Raw genomic sequence first — 16,527 nt, 5'->3', positions numbered from 1 at the left:
GCGCAATAGATAGACCAAAAAGGCATTTAAGCAGGTAAAAGGTGCGGAACGATCAACAAAACAGGCACAGACCAAGCCACATGAAACACCGCGCAGCCGACCACATTGTCAAAGCGACCGCGCAGAAAAGCCGCCAACAACCCCAACACCGCGGCAGCGAGCATGAGCACGAGCATGCCCGAAGCACTAACGACAGCAACGTACGTCACCGTGCTGCCCAAGATCGCCGCAGAGCGAGGGAACGCATCGAAAAGGGCGCCGCGGAAATAGAGCTCCTCCGCGATACCACCGACCGCAGCAATCAAAGCGAGCGTCCAAACGCTCGACCCAACCAATTGCGACACCAGCGCCACAACGCGAGATTCCAACCAAGGCAACAACGGCACAACAAGCGCGCCAACAACGGTGACGCACAGCAGAACCAACGCGGCAAGGATGTGCGGCAGCAACGCACGGACCTGAAAGTCCGAACGAGAAATCCGCACTGGGCGAATGGCCACACCGAGCAACCACACACCCGCCATACACAGCGCAGACACACTAAAGCGAAGTGAGCCGAAATCACTATGCAAAGCGATGCCGAGACAGATCGCTCCTGCGACAAGCACCAGTGCATGCATCAGTCCATGCATCAGTACCGAGAGGCGCAAATTGTGTTGTGGTGTCATTTTTCTGCCTACTTATTGTTGCTGCGGTCCGGTCGCATTGAATCAGTGGTCGGTCATAAGCGCCCGGAGTCGCGCGAAAATTGCTGCACCATCAGCGCGGATCCCGTCATGTTGATAGGTGTTGGTGATGTAGGGTCGCAAGTCTTTGTAGGTGCGTGCAGTCTCCATGGATTGCTCAAAGGGGACGAAAATGTCGTCGACGTAAATCGCCGCCGCCGAGGTTGCGGCGTGTTCTCTGATCGCCTCGGCGTCGTATGGGGATGCAGGCCATGGGTGTTCGGCCAGGGCTTGCGCGCTCGACTTGAAGGGGCGAAGTGCGGGGTCTTCTTCAAATTGCCAGGGGAAGATGTGCTCGCCGGTAAGGAAAAACGGTTCTTTTGCCTTGGGGTCTGCGTCCTCTTCAAAGCCTGGCATCGTGGCACGCACGCGGTGGGCTGCCCAGTTAGTCGGAGCGCCCGCATTGACGATGCCGCCGTAAATCGACTCATGGATCGCTGCATAAAGAGGCGCTCCAGCGAAGGACACTTGCTGACTTATTGCTTGCAAGAAGGCGGAGTCGAGGCGCTTTTCGCCTTTGCACACACTGAATGGTTGCTCGAAAAGGTAGGCCAGTGTGTGAAATCCGGTGCCTCGGCCGAGGTTGATGCCAAGGGTTCGCAGGCGTCGTGAAGATAGCCGCTCGCCGGTTGGGAGGCGTTCATCCGAGCAGTCGAGGTGGTGGCACACCTCACGAATCCGATTTTCGATCCACGGGTACTCGCGATAGAACTCCAGATGGCGTCGACGAAGCTTCTCGAAGGTCGTTTTATAAAGCTGATCAGCACTATCGAACAGCGCCGGCAAACCACCGGTGAGGTAGGCGTTTTCAATGGACTCAGGAAACAGTGATTGGTACGTGGTGATACAAAATCCACCGAAACTTTGGCCGTAGAGCGTCCACTGCTTCAATGCGAGCGCTTCGCGGAGCAGTTCAGCGTCGCGAACAATGAACTCCTGGCGCAACAGTGGCAGAAGATCCCCACGAAGGTTTCGATCATCGATCCTGGCCGAACGCCCGGTGCCGCGCTGATCCAACAAGATCACTCGGTAGTGCCGAAGCGCTTCGCCGATTAGACCTTGGATGCTCTCGGGTCGCGGCGCGGGAAAACCGGGGCCGCCCTGGAAGTACACCATCACTGGCAGGGTTTCGCCGCCGGCCGGGATGAGCTCGCGGGCGAATAAATCGAAGGTTTCGGAGGGATTGTCGTGGTCCCAGGGCACGCTGAGTCGGTGTTCTTTGATGGTCAGGCCGAGGTGGCGGGATGTGGTCGTGCGCAGAGTCATAACCTACGAGTCTAGGTTGAGCGATTCTTATGGCGTTTTAGACTTGCTTTGTGATCACTTTGGATGAAATTCGCAGGAATTACGAGGATGTGTGCGCTCGCATTGAAGATGCGAGCGCTCGCGCCGGCGCCAAGGAGGACGTTCGCCTTATCGCGGTGACCAAGACGCACCCCATCGAGCTTGTTCAACTCGCGCGCGAGGCGGGCATGCACACCTTCGGCGAGAATCGCCCCCAAGAGCTCGCCGCTAAGGCGCCGCAGCTTGTCGACGCCACGTGGTGCGCCATCGGCCAGCTTCAGAGGAATAAGGCCAAAGATATTGCCGCGCACGCTGATGAGTTTCACGCGCTTGATTCGCTAAAGGTTGCCGATGCTTTAGAGCGCAGGCTCGAGCGCACCTTGGATGTGTTCGTCCAGGTCAATGTTTCTGGCGAGCAGCAAAAGTCCGGCGTTGCTCCTGAAGATGCGGCGGAGTTTTTAGCGGCGCTTACTCACGAGCATCTGCGGGTGCGGGGCTTGATGACGATCGCTCGCAATGACGATGAGGCCGTAGTGAGGAAGAATTTCGCTGATTTGCGTGAGCTTCGCGATGCTTTGCTTCCGGATTTTCCTCAAGTACGCGAGCTGTCTATGGGGATGTCTGGGGACTTCGAGTGGGCGATTGAGGAGGGTGCTACCTCTGTTCGCGTTGGGAGTGCGCTCTTTGGGCGTCGACAAGCTATGTAAAGAATCCTTGACGGTTTGTAAAGTTTGGTTTACATTTTGGGTATGAGCGAATCCGGGAACAATGTCAAAGCTTCAAGGCGAGCGCTCGGCATGAGTCAACAGGCGCTCGCAGAGGCGGCCGGCGTGTCCAGACAAACGATCGCCAACATCGAACGCGGCAGCTACGCGCCCTCGGTGTACTTGGCACTCAGGATCGCCCGAACGCTCGCATTGACGGTGGAAACACTCTTCCCCATCAACGCCGACGAAGGAGACCCACAATGATCCAGCAAACAATCCGTGCGACAGAACGCGCATTGGGCGACGAGTTTCACATCCGCAAGTACCACGAAGCCAGCACCTACACGCTGACGCTGTCGATGTACCTAACCCTCATCGGCTGCATCGCCATCGCCGTGCTCGCAGACAACCCATGGCTTTCATTTATCCCCCTCGCAACAGTCGGCATCGCCAATAGCATCGGCACATCACGCATGCGCAAAGAAATTCCCGCGCCGGTGATTCCGAAACCTTTCAGCCCGGCGATGCGCAAACACACCATCGTCACGCTCATTTTGACCTTCATTTGGCTTTTGATCTTTAGCTGGAAGCTTGGCGGTGATTCATCCTTTATCATCGGCGGGATCGTCGGCGTTGTGGTCGTGCTGCTTATCGCGCCGGTTTATAGCCGCAAGCAACACAAGCGCGATACCGCTCGCATTGACGCTGAACTCGAGGACTAGCCGCCCGCGCCTCGCCCAACATCGCCCAACATCGTCCAACCTCGCCCAACCCCAACCCAAACCTCCGCCGCAGCCAGCAGGTTGCGGCTTTTCGCTAGCGTGGTACCGAGAGCAACATCAGAACGGAGCCCCGCATGAACACCGACGTGCTCGCCAATCTCGCGCGCCCCATCGTCCTCGCCCCCATGGCGGGTGGCCCGTCCACGCCCGAACTCTGCGCCGCGGTGTGCAACGCCGGCGGCTTCGGCTTCCTGGCCTCCGGTTATCACAGCCCCGACGAACTTTCCGCCCAGATCGCCCGTACGCGCGCATTGACTTCTCGACCGTTCGGCGTGAACCTGTTCGTGCCTGGAAAACGCCACGACGACACCGACGCATGGCTGCAATATCGCGAGCATCTTTCCCAGCTTGTCGACGCTCCCCTGCCCCAATCCCCAACGTGGTCGGACGATGATTACGAGAAGAAGGTCGCCGTCCTTGTCAATGCGAGCGTCCCCGTAGTCTCGTTTACCTTCGGCAATCCCACCCCCGAGGTCGCCGATCGCTTGCGTGAACAAGGCTCCTTGATCGCACTTAACGCCACCACGAGCGAGGAAGTCGCTGCTGCCGCCGAACTTGGCGATGTGATCATCGTCCAAGGCAAAGAAGCCGGCGGACACCGAGCATCACCGCTTGATGAGGCTCACGGAGCCAACTACAGCACCAAAGAACTACTAAACATGGCCACCGACTATGGCCTACCGGTGATTGCAGCAGGCGGGGTGGCCACCGCCCAAGACGTCCGAGCACTCATCAGGCTTGGAGCCAAAGCAGTGCAAGTTGGCACCCGATTTCTCACCGCCGAAGAAGCGGGAACAAAATCTACCCACCGCGCAGCACTGCTGAACTTGGAGCGCGAGACTGTGCTAACCCGGTCGTTTTCTGGCCGAACAGCTCGCGCCATTCGCAACGAGTGGACGGACGCATTGACGAAATTCTCGCCATCGCTGTACCCGGAGGTGCACTACCTCACGGCTGAGGCTCGCAAGCAAGCGAACGCACAAGGCAACTTTGAGCACCTGAATTTATGGGCCGGCACTGGATACCGTTCGTGCACACAAGCAAGCGCTGAAGAGATCGTGCAGGAGCTGTCCGCTGAGCTTTAGCAGCAAAAAGCCCCTTTCGCCGCGAAGCGAAAGGGGCTATAAAAGCGCGGAGGTAGGTTATGCCTCGTCGGTAGATAATGCCGCAACGAAGGCCTCCTGCGGCACTGCCACAGAACCAATCGACTTCATGCGCTTTTTGCCTTCCTTCTGCTTTTCCAGCAGCTTGCGCTTACGGGAAATATCGCCGCCGTAACACTTGGCCAGCACGTCCTTGCGCAGAGCGCGGATGTTCTCGCGGGAAATGATCTTGGCACCGATAGCTGCCTGGACGGGCACCTCGAATTGCTGGCGAGGAATAAGCTCTTTGAGCTTCTTGGTCATCTTGTTGCCGTACCACTGGGCATTGTCGCGGTGGACGATCGCACTGAAAGCATCGACGGGATCGCCCTGGAGCAAGATGTCCACCTTCACCAAATCTGCCAGTTGTTCGCCGGCTTCCTCGTAGTTGAGGGAGGCATAGCCCTTGGTGCGAGATTTCAGTTGGTCGAAGAAGTCAAAGATGATCTCGCCAAGCGGCATGGTGTAGCGCAGCTCGACGCGATCTTCGGAAAGGTAATCCATGCCGCCCATTTGGCCGCGCTTGGATTGGCACAATTCCATGGTGGAGCCGACGAATTCGCTCGGGACGATGATGGTGGTTTTCACGATCGGCTCGTATACCTCGCGAAGTTTGCCACCGGGCCAGTCGGAAGGATTGTGCACGCGCGTTTCTGTGCCATCTTCAGCAATCACGCGATAATTCACGCTCGGTGCGGTCGAAATGAGGTCGAGATCGAATTCGCGCTGCAGACGGTCACGGGTGATCTCCATGTGCAACAGGCCTAAGAAGCCACAACGGAAACCGAAACCAAGGGCAACAGAGGTTTCGGGCTCGAAGGTCAAAGACGCATCGTTGAGTTGCAGCTTCTCCAAAGCATCGCGCAGATCCGGGAAATCTGCCTGCGAAATTGGGAACAGACCCGAATACACCATCGGCTTGGGCTCCTCATAGCCCTGCAGTGGTTCTTCTGCACCGTGGTGCGCCCATGTGACCGTGTCGCCCACCTTTGATTGGCGCACGTCTTTCACACCGGTGATGAGGTAGCCGACTTCGCCCGGGCCAAGACCGTCGCACTTTTTGGGTGTGGGCGAAACGATGCCGATCTCGAGCAGTTCGTGTACCGCGCCGGTAGACATCATCTTGATCTTTTGGCGCGGCGTGAGCTTGCCATCGATCATGCGGATATAGGTGACGACGCCACGGTAGGTGTCGTACACCGAGTCGAAAATCATTGCGCGGGCGGGCGCATCGTCAGAGTGTGCGGTCGTCGGCGCGGGAACGAGCTCCACGACCTTATCTAGAAGCTCTGCCACGCCCTCGCCGGTTTTGCCGGAAACACGAAGGACTTCTTCAGGTTCGCAGCCGATGATGTGAGCGATTTCTTCGGAATACTTCTCTGGGTCTGCTGCGGGCAGGTCGATCTTGTTGAGCACCGGGATGATCTCAAGATCGTTCTCCATGGCCAGGTACAGGTTGGCTAGTGTTTGCGCCTCGATGCCTTGCGCGGCGTCGACAAGCAAAATGGCGCCCTCACACGCCTCGAGCGCACGGGAGACTTCGTAGGTGAAGTCGACGTGGCCGGGGGTGTCGATCATCTGCATGACGATTTGTTCGCCCTCGAAGGGGCCGGAGCGCGGGATCCAAGGTAAACGCACGTTTTGTGCCTTGATGGTGATGCCGCGTTCGCGCTCGATATCCATGTTGTCGAGGTATTGATCGCGCATGTCGCGCGCATCCACGACGTTGGAAAGCTGCAAGATGCGGTCGGCAAGGGTGGATTTGCCGTGGTCAATGTGGGCAATGATGCAGAAGTTGCGGATCTGCTTGGGATCCGTGAACGTCTTCTCCGCAAATTTCTCAGCCATCGTTTTTGATTCCACGCACCTTTCATCACACGTCACAAACACACTACCCGACGCACGCATTGACAAAGCACTCCGCCAAACCACAACCCCCGGCCGAGCCCACCGCCGCTGCGAGCGAACCCACAGCCGCTGCGACCGAACACGCCGCCGCTGCGAGCGGCCGCGAACCCGCAACCCCCAACCGAGCCCCGCAACCCCCAAATGGAAAACTTCACACATAGCGAAACATCACGGCTGCAAAGCTAGATAGACTTGAAAGAACAATCGCTTGGCACATAAGGGTGACACTATGAGGCACGCAGCACGCAAGAGGCCTTCGCTCATTCGGCGAATAAGCAGTTCGCTGCGCGCTCAGGACCCAATCGAAGACGGCCTCAATGCCTTATCCGAGCGGCTTGGGCTCTGCGAACATCAAGAGGCCAAACCCGATCACCTGGCATGCGAAGTGCACTCTGCAAGCGATATCCCAAGCAGCATCATTTACGCGCCCGATATGGACGGCCAAGTCGACCCCGGCGAGGTCGTGTGGTTTTGGGCGCCTTCAGACCATTCGCCCCAACACGTCGTTGAACGCTCGCTCGTAGTAGTCGCGCGCACCGCCGAGTCGATCTATGGCCTTCTCACCTCTCCTAACCCGGATCACGAGACTGATGACCACTGGATGGACATCGGTTCAGGCCCCTGGGATGCAAGTGGCCGCCAGTCCTGGGTGCGGGTAGACAAAATCGTCACCGTGCCCGAAACCCACATTCGACGCCAAGGCATCGTGATGCCGCAGCAGCGCTTCGAGAGGATCGCGAATCGTTTGAGGCAGGAATACGGCTGGCGCTAGTCGTCCCCTGCGCCCCTCCCACAAAACCCCGCCAATCCAAGCACCATCATTGGGAACGTGAAGCGCGGATTATCATTCCCACCTCACCACCTGCTAAGGTAGACAACCGCTGTCGATCAGATGCACCTAGTGCTGTTCTTATGGTGAACAAGACCTTGGGTTCACAACCGAACATCACTCCTTACAGCAGTTTCTGTATTGAGCGGGCGTAGATGATCATTCGAAAACGATCGAGAACCAAGAGGTACTCCCATGGCAAACATTAAGTCCAAGAAGAAGCGCATTCTGACCAACGAGAAGGCTCGTCTGCGCAACAAGTCCGTGCGTTCCGCTGTTCGCACCGAGATCCGCAAGTTCCACGAGGCTGTTGAGGCTGGCGACAAGGCTGCTGCCGAGACCCAGCTCCGCGTAGCTTCCCGCAAGCTCGACAAGTCCGTTTCCAAGGGCGTGCTGCACCGCAACAACGCAGCCAACAAGAAGTCCAACATGGCTCGCGCCCTGAACAAGATGGCCTAAGCCTTCTTAGCTTTTCGACGCCACGTCTCCCATCGGGACGTGGCGTTTTTTCATGCCCTCTGCCCTGCACCGTCCAGCGGCTCCATTTGAGCGCCCCCGGCCTCAGTCTGCTCGCACGAGCTCCTATTGAACTCAAATCCGTTTTAAACAACACTGAAGAGCACAGTGAAACGATGAGAGGAACCAAATGAGTCTGGGCATTGTCGAACTCGCGTTAATCGCGGTCTTAATCGCGATCCCCCTTGCAATAATCACTGCAGTGGTCATTTTTGGAGCAAAAATCTACAACACCTTAAAAAGCATCAACCACGAATTGAAGCTGGCAAGGCAACACCGATCAGGCGACGTAGAACACTGACCCTCTACTGCCGCGCTACCTCACGCGACCTTAAAGAATTCAAGTCGCAAGCTAATGCGACCTCAAAATCCAGCGGTGTTTAGGCAATGCCTTCGGTGAAGTCTCCAAAATGCACTTCAGTCAGCGCCTTCGAACTAGAGCAAAGGCTCGCATAGACCTTCGCCTTTCGACGCTCCCCTTCCCCACCGGGATCCACAACCCACGTGCAAGAACCGTTCGAGGTTAGCCAATTGAGTGCAATTGCGCGGCCTGAAAAACTGCAACATTAGAAGCCCAGGCGACCAGGGTGCTCAAAAATGGCCCTCAGTGCGTGAACGTTGTGTGTCCCCGCGAACGCGGGGAACACTGCATTTGGTGGTGGAATTTCGATGCCCTGACGGGCTCACCCCCGCCAACGCGGGGAACGCTAGTGCTGCATGACCCAAATCTCTGCGACGTTGGGCTCATCCCCGCCTTCGCGGGGAACACTTATTGGCTCACCCCTCCTCAACCACGGGGGTGGGCTCATCCCCGCCTTCGCGGGGAACACGCTGTCGAACGCATCTTGAACGAGCCGGGTGTGGGCTCATCCCCGCCTTCGCGGGGAACACTTCACAGCCGCGACCATTGCGCACACATCACCAGGCTCATCCCCGCCTTCGCGGGGAACACGATGTGGCCACCATGTCGCAGTTGAATGACAAGGGCTCATCCCCGCCTTCGCGGGGAACACTCCAACGACATCAAAATGTTCGGCGGCGGAACCGGCTCATCCCCGCCTTCGCGGGGAACACCCCGGTAGAGCTACCGCCCGAGCCCACCAAGGCGGCTCATCCCCGCCTTCGCGGGGAACACGATACTGACCCTGTCGAATGGGCATTGGGTCAGGGCTCATCCCCGCCTTTCGCGGGGAACACCCACGGCGCGGGCGTGGTGTCTTTGAGTAAGGCGGCTCATCCCCGCCTTCGCGGGGAACACGTCAATATCGTGGCCACCGGCCAAACGCTTAACGGCTCATCCCCGCCTTCGCGGGGAACACTCCGGCATGTATTGGTCGGCGGGTGGCAAATTCGGCTCATCCCCGCCTTCGCGGGAAACACTGCATTGATCAAGTTGGGCCTTCCGGTCCACTGGGCTCATCCCCGCCTTCGCGGGGAACACGCTGCACCTTCAAGGCCGTGGTAGCCTGGCAGCGGCTCATCCCCGCCTTCGCGGGGAACACAAAGCGAATTCCGGGGGCTACCGGCGGGGCGGGGGCTCATCCCCGCCTTCGCGGGGAACACATTTGCACCGCCCGGGGTGCCTACCCGCCTTCGCGGGGAACACGAGGGCGCGCTTCGTGGTGAGATCACGGCGTCGGGCTCATCCCCGCCTTCGCGGGGAACACCGGCAATGGCACGCACTGCCTCGGGTGCTAGAGGGCTCATCCCCGCCTTCGCGGGGAACACCACCGCGCCATGGCTTCAATTTGCTTCGGGTGCGGCTCATCCCCGCCTTCGCGGGGAACACGAAATGACTGATGATCCAGAGCGCTGCGACATGGGCTCATCCCCGCCTTCGCGGGGAACACGCAAAGTGCCCATGCGCAGGCCGAAGCTGTTCGGGCTCATCCCCGCCTTCGCGGGGAACACACGCCAGGGCACCCGATTCATTGTCGCTGACTAGGCTCATCCCCGCCTTCGCGGGGAACACAATGTGCAATCCACCTTGGATAAGGTTGATGCGGGCTCATCCCCGCCTTCGCGGGGAACACGTATGTGGGGTGCAAGAGGTAAACGACTATGTGGGCTCATCCCCGCCTTCGCGGGGAACACTTCTGCGTAGGCACAATGGCCTGCATCAGCGCGGGCTCATCCCCGCCTTCGCGGGGAACACGAGGTCAAAGCGGCCTTGTTGTGCGGTGCCGAGGGCTCATCCCCGCCTTCGCGGGGAACACAAACGCCCAGCAGCACTGATTTGGGTCATGACGGGCTCATCCCCGCCTTCGCGGGGAACACCAAAATGATCGAAGCAGGCCCCGTCACCGTCCAGGCTCATCCCCGCCTTCGCGGGGAACACTCCCTGTAATTACGGGCCGTTGTGCCGGATTTGGGCTCATCCCCGCCTTCGCGGGGAACACGTGGCGTTTTCCGACACGGGCATGCTGTCCAGCGGCTCATCCCCGCCTTCGCGGGGAACACTGGACGTCGGAGACGGAGACGCAGCCGTGGGTGGGCTCATCCCCGCCTTCGCGGGGAACACCGAGCCATGACATTCGCGCCGTGCAGCAACTCCGGCTCATCCCCGCCTTCGCGGGGAACACTTGAGGAAGTCGCATTCCCGCCCGGCACAAAGGGGCTCATCCCCGCCTTCGCGGGGAACACTTGCCCATGTAATCAGCGACATACTGATAGATGGGCTCATCCCCGCCTTCGCGGGGAACACCCGGCCGATAAGATGCCCACTTTCCCCTGGTCGGGCTCATCCCCGCCTTCGCGGGGAACACCATCCACATCGCAGGACGCGCATCAACGTAGCGGGCTCATCCCCGCCTTCGCGGGGAACACGCGTGGTCGTACACCGAGGACTCTGTGATGGAGGGCTCATCCCCGCCTTCGCGGGGAACACTCATCCAACGACGGCGCGGCTACCTCCATAAAGGGCTCATCCCCGCCTTCGCGGGGAACACCCCCCAACGGCAAGCCGACAGGCAGGCACCCCGGGCTCATCCCCGCCTTCGCGGGGAACACACCAGCGACTTCTTTCCCTTGGTACGTTTCTCGGGCTCATCCCCGCCTTCGCGGGGAACACGGGCGTTGGTGATGTCCTCGTTGATCTCGTTGGGGCTCATCCCCGCCTTCGCGGGGAACACGTAGCCAATTCGAGCGCTGCGCGCACGGGAGGGGGCTCATCCCCGCCTTCGCGGGGAACACACTTCACTACCAGCACGTTAGGTTGAGCCAGGCCCATTTTACATACAGCTTGGTTTCACTAATCACGCCTCCAATGGACTCGAGTGCGGTCTACTGGCTTCTTACTAAGCTCTTCAGTTAACACTTGCGAGGGAGAATCGGGCTCGGCTCCCATACTGCCCATCATCCAATGGCCATGCCTCACCGTCGCTGTTTTCTTCGTAGGTTACGTGCAGTGGACCATCCTGTTCTTCGCGGATTCTTTTCATGTTTCGAGCTTTTATCGGGCCGCATCATGAGTGTTATCCCGTCAAAGTCGACCGGTTCCCAGTCATGGCGGTGGGTTCGAAATTCCATTCCTTGCTCATTATTCGTTGAGAAAATGAGCAGCGCACGCCCGTCCTTGCATAGTTCAGTGGTGCGTTGCCAGAGCAAGTCGCGAATCCGCGCGGAGGGATTCCCGACGAAAACCCCTGGGGAAATCTCGGTCAGCCACTTCCCAAGGTCGCCACGCAAACCGGCAGGCACTGCGGTGACATTTAAAACCATCATTGGGCAACACTGTCCCCATCCGCCCAGTTCATTCCGGCGGCGATGACTTCCAGCTCACTCCATAAGAGAAGGTCAACATCCGTGTAGGTGTCTTCCTCAGGAATCTCCATGAGATTCTGCAGATCCTGGACCATCCTTTGCATGAGTTTTGTGCTCACTACTCGATCACGGATCCGTTTTCGAACATTGAGGTCATCTCCGCTTGGCAGTGCTGCGACGGCTTCAAAAGCCGCGGGGATTGAGATCTCAGCTTTATACAGATCCGCTACGTCGTAGACGAATGCCCTGTCGGTACCGGTGTGGATGATGCCAAGTGATGGAATGAAGCCCAGCCCAACGATGACGGCATGGGCGATGCCGTAGAGAGCGGCCGATCCTTCGGTGAGTGCCCGGTTAATTGGATCGCCAGACTCGAAATCATTCGGATCATAACTGCGCCTACTCCACGCAACACCAGTTCGTTGCGCTTCTTGGCTATACACTCGCTTCATCCTGGCACCCTCCCTGCCACGCAGTTGTGACATGGAGAGCCCGGATACATCTTCACCAGGAAAGCGCATCGCGTACATTTTCCGGGCACAGGCTAGGCGGGAACGTTGATTGGACCAGATTTTGGCATGCGCCTCGGCAAAGCGGGACGTTTTGGCTGGTGGGCGACCATGAGCGTAGTATCGTACACATTTTTCGCCCACCCAGACTACCGATGCGCCTGCGTCGCCAAGCAATGCCATAGCCGCATAGGTGACTTTGGTTCCAGGTCCAAGCAGCAGCACAGCCAACTGTGTGGCAGGAACGTGTGCGATTCCACGGACGTCTTGGATGGTCAAGGCATTGCCATCACGATGCACCACCGCCCGCTCCACATAAAGAAACGAAAGGCGATCCTCTAGCCGTGGCAATAACAGCCGGTCAAGTGGTGCACCCGATGGAGTCTCAGCCATGTTCTAACCCTTGATTTGCGCCAATGTGAGCAAACCGCAGCCGTAGCCTTTTGCTCGCCCTACCCCTTTTACTAGCGTCGCTTGGAGTTTTTCCGCATCCACAACCTCCAGCGTGCCTGCGTAGCGGGCTGTAACGATGTGGACTCGGGCTCCTTCACTGCCGTCTGCACGGGTTTTGCGAAAATCTAGCGTTTTGCGCTCGATGATCCTGGCGGTGCTATCGCCAAGATCACCAAAACTCACGCCCATTGTTTCGGCCTTCTTGTGCAACCACTTCATTTGCTCTGCGTTACTGAGGTGAGCCACCACCTTGCCACGTTTGTCTCGGCCCTGGTTAAGGGTTTTCGTTGGGTTGGCCAGCAGCTCAAAGTTCCACCTTTGGCCTTTTTTCAGTTGGGATAAAAAGCGGCCATAGTCAGCGGTTTGTTGTGGCCTTGTATCCCAGCCGGCTTCTTCGACAATGTGCGCGGCCGTAGGCTTTTCTGGCCCGACTATGTATAACGCATGCTCATGTCCGCGCTGGTCGAGGCGCCAAAGAATCCGCTGATCGTTTTGGTCCACGTCATCTGGAAAACAGTAACGGACCGCTGCATGGAGCGCATTTGGATTCAACAGATACTTGCGGCCTTTGCGGCGCTCAGGGTTGATGAGCACTTTTGTAAATGTGGTCATGAAGAAATCACCGCCTCGAAGAAGGGATCGTTGTTGGTGCCTAAGTCGTTTTCGATCGTCTTAGAACCTGCGTACACGACGGTTCTCCACCCATATTTCCTATGCTTTTGGTCATAAGAAATGGGAACGTCTTGGCGCCGATTTCCGTATTCGCCCGGTTTTCCATCCCGATAAATCGGCAACTCGACGTTTCGGGCGCGTTCTTTTTTGTGCACCGTGGTGGCATGCCAAGTGTCATAACCAAGAAGTGCCTCCACCACTGGAGCATCGAAAATTCCGAGGTCGAGATTGGCAGGTGCGGGGCAGGAACGCCGACCCAAAAACAGTGGATACGCCGGGGTCCGGAGGTTGCGTTGGAGTTCTTCTAAAAGTCCACGGTCATCCGAACCGATGGCGGCCACAAAGGCGGCATCTTCAAGAAAATACCGGGTTACCAGCTTCGCATCTGCGTGAGGATTTTTCTGCCACGGCTGCGCAGTCTGATAATCACGCAACAAAGATCCAGCCTGATCCACACGAACAGCAAACTCAAGATCAACCAGATCTTCAACGGGATCGCTACGCCGACGTCCCTGCGCCGCGGCCAACATGCCAATCACGCCCGATAACAGGGGCAATATCGGTGATCAACAAGTCGGCGTCAATATCCAAACTCTGTTCAGCAACTTGGGTTGCCACCACAATGCTTCGCCACGGGCGGCCCTTTCCCCTTCGCGCTGCTGGCCCCAAAGCCTCTCGCAGCGCATCTTCCTTTTCACTTCGTTGAACGGCAAGAAAAGCCGAGTGATGCAGTTCCACTTCTCCCGGATACTGCCGATCAAGAGCCGAAAAGGCTTCCTGAGCTCGCGCGATGGTATTGCAAATGATCAAAGCGATGCCACCCTCAGATAATTGCGAGCACACAGTCGAGCACAATGCATCGATCGAATCTTCAATGCGAGCGGTCGCAATCTCAACATCCGCAGCTCCGGCCTCTACTTCAATTGCCCGGATACCGCTGGCGTCTGCCACGCTAATCAATGGGTATCCAGGAAGATCGATGGCCTCTGCTGCTTGCTCCGGCTTATGGATCAACTGCGAGGCATAGGCTGCAGCCAAGCGCTTTCTCTGCTGGGGCGGCAGTGTTGCAGACATGAGGATCACGCTCGCCCTGTATCGCGCCAGCCATTCCAGGGTGAGGTACAGGTATTGAGACATGTAGGCGTCATACGCGTGCACCTCGTCAATGATGATGATCTTGCCCGCCAAGCCGGTATGGCGCAGCATGGAAAAGCGAGTTTGAAGCGCCATCATCAATACTTGGTCTACGGTGCCGACCACGAAATCCGACAAGATGCCTCGGTTGCGGCTCGATAACCATTGGGTAGCCACCACCTCTCCCCTTGCTGTGCGCGAATCGGAACCCGATGCGTGTTCGTCTTCTGCAATTGAGGAATACCGCAGCGCTTGATACTGCTTCGAAAGCTTATTTTTCGAATGAGCCAAGTACATCGAAGCAACTTCCCCGCCGCGGGAGCTGCGACGAGCCCACTGTGATGCACGTTCGAAAAGACCATTGGCCGTTGCCATCGTGGGTGCAGCCAGAAATACGCCCTGGGCACCAGATTTGGCACCAAGGATGTGTGCTGCTGCTAACCCAGCTTCTGTCTTTCCCTCACCCGTTGGAGCCTCGATGATCATCAATGTGGCGCCAGTAGCTGCGCGGGCGACCTCAGCCGCGGCGCGTTGGACGGGGCGCACGGAAAAATTATCCGGCCAGCCGAAGGTGTTTCGGAATAAGTCGTGTGCCCCTTCAGGAATTTCCACCGGTACCCAAGGCTTTGGAAGAGCGATATATTCCATCGCCTTAGCCAGCCGCTCTGGGGCTGGCTGTATCAGGTGGTAGCAAAAAGCATCCTCATTTGAAGCGATCCAGTCAGCCATGATGACCAAACCAGTGGTGATTTGGAGAGCATCAGCATCAGGCGAAGCGTTCCAAGCGAGTTCCTCCAAGACCTCGTGAACCTCGGTCAGTTCTGCCATCGAGTCCAATAGTTCGTAGGCAATATCATCGAAGATCGATGTCCTGCCCTCGGTCGCATCGGTGAGGTTTTTCACCATCATTGGATCGCTGGTGAATCCGTGGTGCGCATCGACAATTGAGGCCAGGGCGTTTCTTCTGAGTAAATCCAGCTCCGTTTTTTCTAGCCACCTTCGCAATAGCAAGGCCGAGGCCGTGCCGTGCGGAAACTTGGTTTCTGCACTTTCGCCCTGCGGCCATTCCAGTGAAATGCCGGCATCGATAAGCGGGCCAAGCAAATATTCAGATCCGCTTCGGTGCTCGACTAAGCGTTGAAATGACGCTGAAGCTTTGCCCACATCGTGGATTCCAGCCAGAAAACAGTAGAGCCTGGCTACTTCATCTTCTTCTAAGCCCCACAGCCGGCTCAGTTGAGCTTTGAGCGCATCGGATACCCAGTGCTCCCACAGCCATTCTGCAACTGACACGGCATCGGCCAAGTGCTGCACCAGGGTGAGGTATGCATCCTCGCGTCCGGATTTGGCCCACAGTGCGCACGCTTGAGCACTGCGCTCCTGCTTCCACGCATCAACCCGCTGGAAAATCACTTGTGCCTCTTTCCCCGGACGGCCCCATCGTCATTGCGAGCGCAGCATCTTCTCAAAACGCTCCCTGTACATCGGGGCCACGCAATCGGCCTCGAGCACAGCCGCCATGGCTTCGCGATCCCCCATATTCGCTGCGAAGAGCGTCCGCATTGTCAATGCGTGCGTTGGGGCGTCGAAAAGCTCGATGGAATCACCTGGTCGAATATCCCCAGGCTCGATCACGCGGAGGTAGGCGCCGCAATCGCCATGATCTGCAAAGCGTTTGACCCATCCGCGCTGCTCAAGCCATGAGGCGAAGGTTCGACAAGGCTGGCGCGAAATGGATACCTCAAGCACCGCGGTGCCGATGCGCATGCGTTGGTTGATCAGTTGCGCAGACCAATCCACGCCCGTGGTGGTGAGGTTTTCGCCGAACACCCCAGGGGGCAATTCGCGGCCGAGCAGCTCCTGCCAATAATCCAGCTCCTCGCGGGCGAAGGCGTACACCGCTTTTTCGGCGCCACCGTGATGCTTGGTATCGCCAATCACATCTGATTCCACACCCGAACCATCCCCGTAGGAAGGCCCGGGGGTAAACACGCGGATGCACTCGCGCGGCTTCTTATCAATGCCGCTCACACGATCCGCGCCACCAGGATCAGCTTGGGGCACGGCCACATTGGTGCTGAGGATCTTCATGCCCCTCATACTA

At 58.0% G+C, this 16,527-nt stretch carries 15 protein-coding genes and 3 CRISPR repeat arrays; of the genes, 6 read left to right on the top strand and 9 right to left on the bottom strand.

The annotated features are described in order from the left end of the window. Positions 1-26: 26 nt before the first annotated feature. Together CPPEL_RS03115 and CPPEL_RS03110 are read right to left on the bottom strand one after the other, a co-directional pair. Positions 27-668 carry a CPBP family glutamic-type intramembrane protease gene (locus CPPEL_RS03115; RefSeq protein WP_123959770.1) on the bottom strand — a complete coding sequence of 214 codons (642 nt, stop codon included), beginning with the start codon at positions 666-668 and terminating at the stop codon, positions 27-29. Positions 669-710: 42 nt separating this feature from the next. Next, a complete protein-coding gene (locus tag CPPEL_RS03110; RefSeq protein ID WP_206608950.1) occupies positions 711-1,985 on the bottom strand; it encodes an alpha/beta fold hydrolase in 1,275 nt (424 codons plus the stop codon). 56 nt (positions 1,986-2,041) lie between these two features. On the opposite strand from CPPEL_RS03110, the gene CPPEL_RS03105 reads away from it, so the two are divergent. The 4 genes from CPPEL_RS03105 (at position 2,042) to CPPEL_RS03090 (ending at position 4,583) form a co-directional block, all read left to right on the top strand. Beyond that, positions 2,042-2,716, top strand: coding sequence for a YggS family pyridoxal phosphate-dependent enzyme (locus CPPEL_RS03105; protein ID WP_123959768.1), 675 nt, complete (start codon positions 2,042-2,044; stop codon positions 2,714-2,716). 42 nt (positions 2,717-2,758) lie between these two features. Continuing rightward, the gene (locus CPPEL_RS03100; protein ID WP_123959767.1) at positions 2,759-2,980 is read left to right on the top strand and encodes a helix-turn-helix transcriptional regulator; all 222 of its coding nucleotides are present in this window, start codon (positions 2,759-2,761) and stop codon (positions 2,978-2,980) included. Continuing rightward, positions 2,977-3,438, top strand: a complete 462-nt coding sequence (locus CPPEL_RS03095; RefSeq protein WP_123959766.1) for a hypothetical protein — start codon at positions 2,977-2,979, stop codon at positions 3,436-3,438. Before CPPEL_RS03100 ends, CPPEL_RS03095 begins: the two co-directional genes overlap by 4 nt. A gap of 134 nt (positions 3,439-3,572) precedes the next feature. Further along, positions 3,573-4,583 (top strand): NAD(P)H-dependent flavin oxidoreductase, encoded by a 1,011-nt coding sequence (locus CPPEL_RS03090; RefSeq protein ID WP_123959765.1) that lies wholly within the window; start codon positions 3,573-3,575, stop codon positions 4,581-4,583. Between the two features lie 57 nt (positions 4,584-4,640). Here CPPEL_RS03090 and lepA read toward each other — a convergent pair whose 3' ends face one another. Beyond that, positions 4,641-6,488: a translation elongation factor 4 gene (gene lepA / locus CPPEL_RS03085; RefSeq protein ID WP_123959764.1), complete on the bottom strand. Its 1,848-nt coding sequence runs from the start codon at positions 6,486-6,488 to the stop codon at positions 4,641-4,643. 289 nt (positions 6,489-6,777) lie between these two features. Between lepA and CPPEL_RS03080 the strand changes: the two genes are divergently transcribed. Next, positions 6,778-7,320, top strand: a complete 543-nt coding sequence (locus CPPEL_RS03080) for a type II toxin-antitoxin system PemK/MazF family toxin (protein WP_123959763.1) — start codon at positions 6,778-6,780, stop codon at positions 7,318-7,320. Between the two features lie 252 nt (positions 7,321-7,572). Beyond that, positions 7,573-7,836, top strand: coding sequence for a 30S ribosomal protein S20 (gene rpsT, locus CPPEL_RS03075; RefSeq protein WP_123959762.1), 264 nt, complete (start codon positions 7,573-7,575; stop codon positions 7,834-7,836). A 737-nt stretch (positions 7,837-8,573) separates the two neighbouring features. After that, positions 8,574-9,028: direct repeats of the CRISPR family, unit length 28 nt; unit sequence GGCTCATCCCCGCCTTCGCGGGGAACAC. Between the two features lie 94 nt (positions 9,029-9,122). Then, positions 9,123-9,395: direct repeats of the CRISPR family, unit length 28 nt; unit sequence GGCTCATCCCCGCCTTCGCGGGGAACAC. Positions 9,396-9,470: 75 nt separating this feature from the next. Next, a CRISPR array of direct repeats spans positions 9,471-11,085; the repeat unit is 28 nt; unit sequence GGCTCATCCCCGCCTTCGCGGGGAACAC. A gap of 180 nt (positions 11,086-11,265) precedes the next feature. Here rpsT and cas2e read toward each other — a convergent pair. Genes cas2e through CPPEL_RS03045 form a run of 6 tightly spaced genes read right to left on the bottom strand, consistent with a single transcriptional unit; the run spans position 11,266 to position 16,514 of the window. Beyond that, positions 11,266-11,616, bottom strand: coding sequence for a type I-E CRISPR-associated endoribonuclease Cas2e (gene cas2e / locus CPPEL_RS03070; protein WP_123959761.1), 351 nt, complete (start codon positions 11,614-11,616; stop codon positions 11,266-11,268). Next, positions 11,613-12,557: a type I-E CRISPR-associated endonuclease Cas1e gene (gene cas1e, locus CPPEL_RS03065; protein WP_123959760.1), complete on the bottom strand. Its 945-nt coding sequence runs from the start codon at positions 12,555-12,557 to the stop codon at positions 11,613-11,615. Before cas1e ends, cas2e begins: the two co-directional genes overlap by 4 nt. A 3-nt stretch (positions 12,558-12,560) precedes the next feature. Further along, a complete protein-coding gene (gene cas6e, locus CPPEL_RS03060; RefSeq protein ID WP_123959759.1) occupies positions 12,561-13,229 on the bottom strand; it encodes a type I-E CRISPR-associated protein Cas6/Cse3/CasE in 669 nt (222 codons plus the stop codon). Beyond that, the gene (gene cas5e, locus CPPEL_RS03055) at positions 13,226-13,819 is read right to left on the bottom strand and encodes a type I-E CRISPR-associated protein Cas5/CasD (protein WP_123961200.1); all 594 of its coding nucleotides are present in this window, start codon (positions 13,817-13,819) and stop codon (positions 13,226-13,228) included. The genes cas6e and cas5e overlap by 4 nt, the downstream gene beginning before the upstream one ends. Then, the gene (gene cas3 / locus CPPEL_RS03050; protein WP_123959758.1) at positions 13,788-15,836 is read right to left on the bottom strand and encodes a CRISPR-associated helicase Cas3'; all 2,049 of its coding nucleotides are present in this window, start codon (positions 15,834-15,836) and stop codon (positions 13,788-13,790) included. Before cas3 ends, cas5e begins: the two co-directional genes overlap by 32 nt. Before the next feature lie 30 nt (positions 15,837-15,866). Further along, positions 15,867-16,514 (bottom strand): MOSC domain-containing protein, encoded by a 648-nt coding sequence (locus tag CPPEL_RS03045; protein WP_123959757.1) that lies wholly within the window; start codon positions 16,512-16,514, stop codon positions 15,867-15,869. Positions 16,515-16,527 lie beyond the last annotated feature (13 nt).

Origin of the sequence: Corynebacterium pseudopelargi (genome assembly GCF_003814005.1) — a bacterium.
Lineage (GTDB): Bacteria > Actinomycetota > Actinomycetes > Mycobacteriales > Mycobacteriaceae > Corynebacterium > Corynebacterium pseudopelargi.
Note: the sequence above shows the minus strand (reverse complement) of the source record. Positions and strands in the feature narration are given on the sequence as shown.

What these genes read in the sequence shown, in the direction of transcription:
- CPPEL_RS03090 (WP_123959765.1), top strand. Translation starts at nt 3,573, where the DNA reads ATGAACACCGACGTGCTCGCCAATCTCGCGCGCCCCATCGTCCTCGCC.
- cas6e (WP_123959759.1), bottom strand. Translation starts at nt 13,229, where the DNA reads ATGACCACATTTACAAAAGTGCTCATCAACCCTGAGCGCCGCAAAGGC.
- cas1e (WP_123959760.1), bottom strand. Translation starts at nt 12,557, where the DNA reads ATGGCTGAGACTCCATCGGGTGCACCACTTGACCGGCTGTTATTGCCA.
- lepA (WP_123959764.1), bottom strand. Translation starts at nt 6,488, where the DNA reads ATGGCTGAGAAATTTGCGGAGAAGACGTTCACGGATCCCAAGCAGATC.
- rpsT (WP_123959762.1), top strand. Translation starts at nt 7,573, where the DNA reads ATGGCAAACATTAAGTCCAAGAAGAAGCGCATTCTGACCAACGAGAAG.
- cas2e (WP_123959761.1), bottom strand. Translation starts at nt 11,616, where the DNA reads ATGATGGTTTTAAATGTCACCGCAGTGCCTGCCGGTTTGCGTGGCGAC.
- CPPEL_RS03115 (WP_123959770.1), bottom strand. Translation starts at nt 668, where the DNA reads ATGACACCACAACACAATTTGCGCCTCTCGGTACTGATGCATGGACTG.
- CPPEL_RS03080 (WP_123959763.1), top strand. Translation starts at nt 6,778, where the DNA reads ATGAGGCACGCAGCACGCAAGAGGCCTTCGCTCATTCGGCGAATAAGC.
- cas5e (WP_123961200.1), bottom strand. Translation starts at nt 13,819, where the DNA reads ATGTTGGCCGCGGCGCAGGGACGTCGGCGTAGCGATCCCGTTGAAGAT.
- CPPEL_RS03095 (WP_123959766.1), top strand. Translation starts at nt 2,977, where the DNA reads ATGATCCAGCAAACAATCCGTGCGACAGAACGCGCATTGGGCGACGAG.
- CPPEL_RS03045 (WP_123959757.1), bottom strand. Translation starts at nt 16,514, where the DNA reads ATGAAGATCCTCAGCACCAATGTGGCCGTGCCCCAAGCTGATCCTGGT.
- CPPEL_RS03100 (WP_123959767.1), top strand. Translation starts at nt 2,759, where the DNA reads ATGAGCGAATCCGGGAACAATGTCAAAGCTTCAAGGCGAGCGCTCGGC.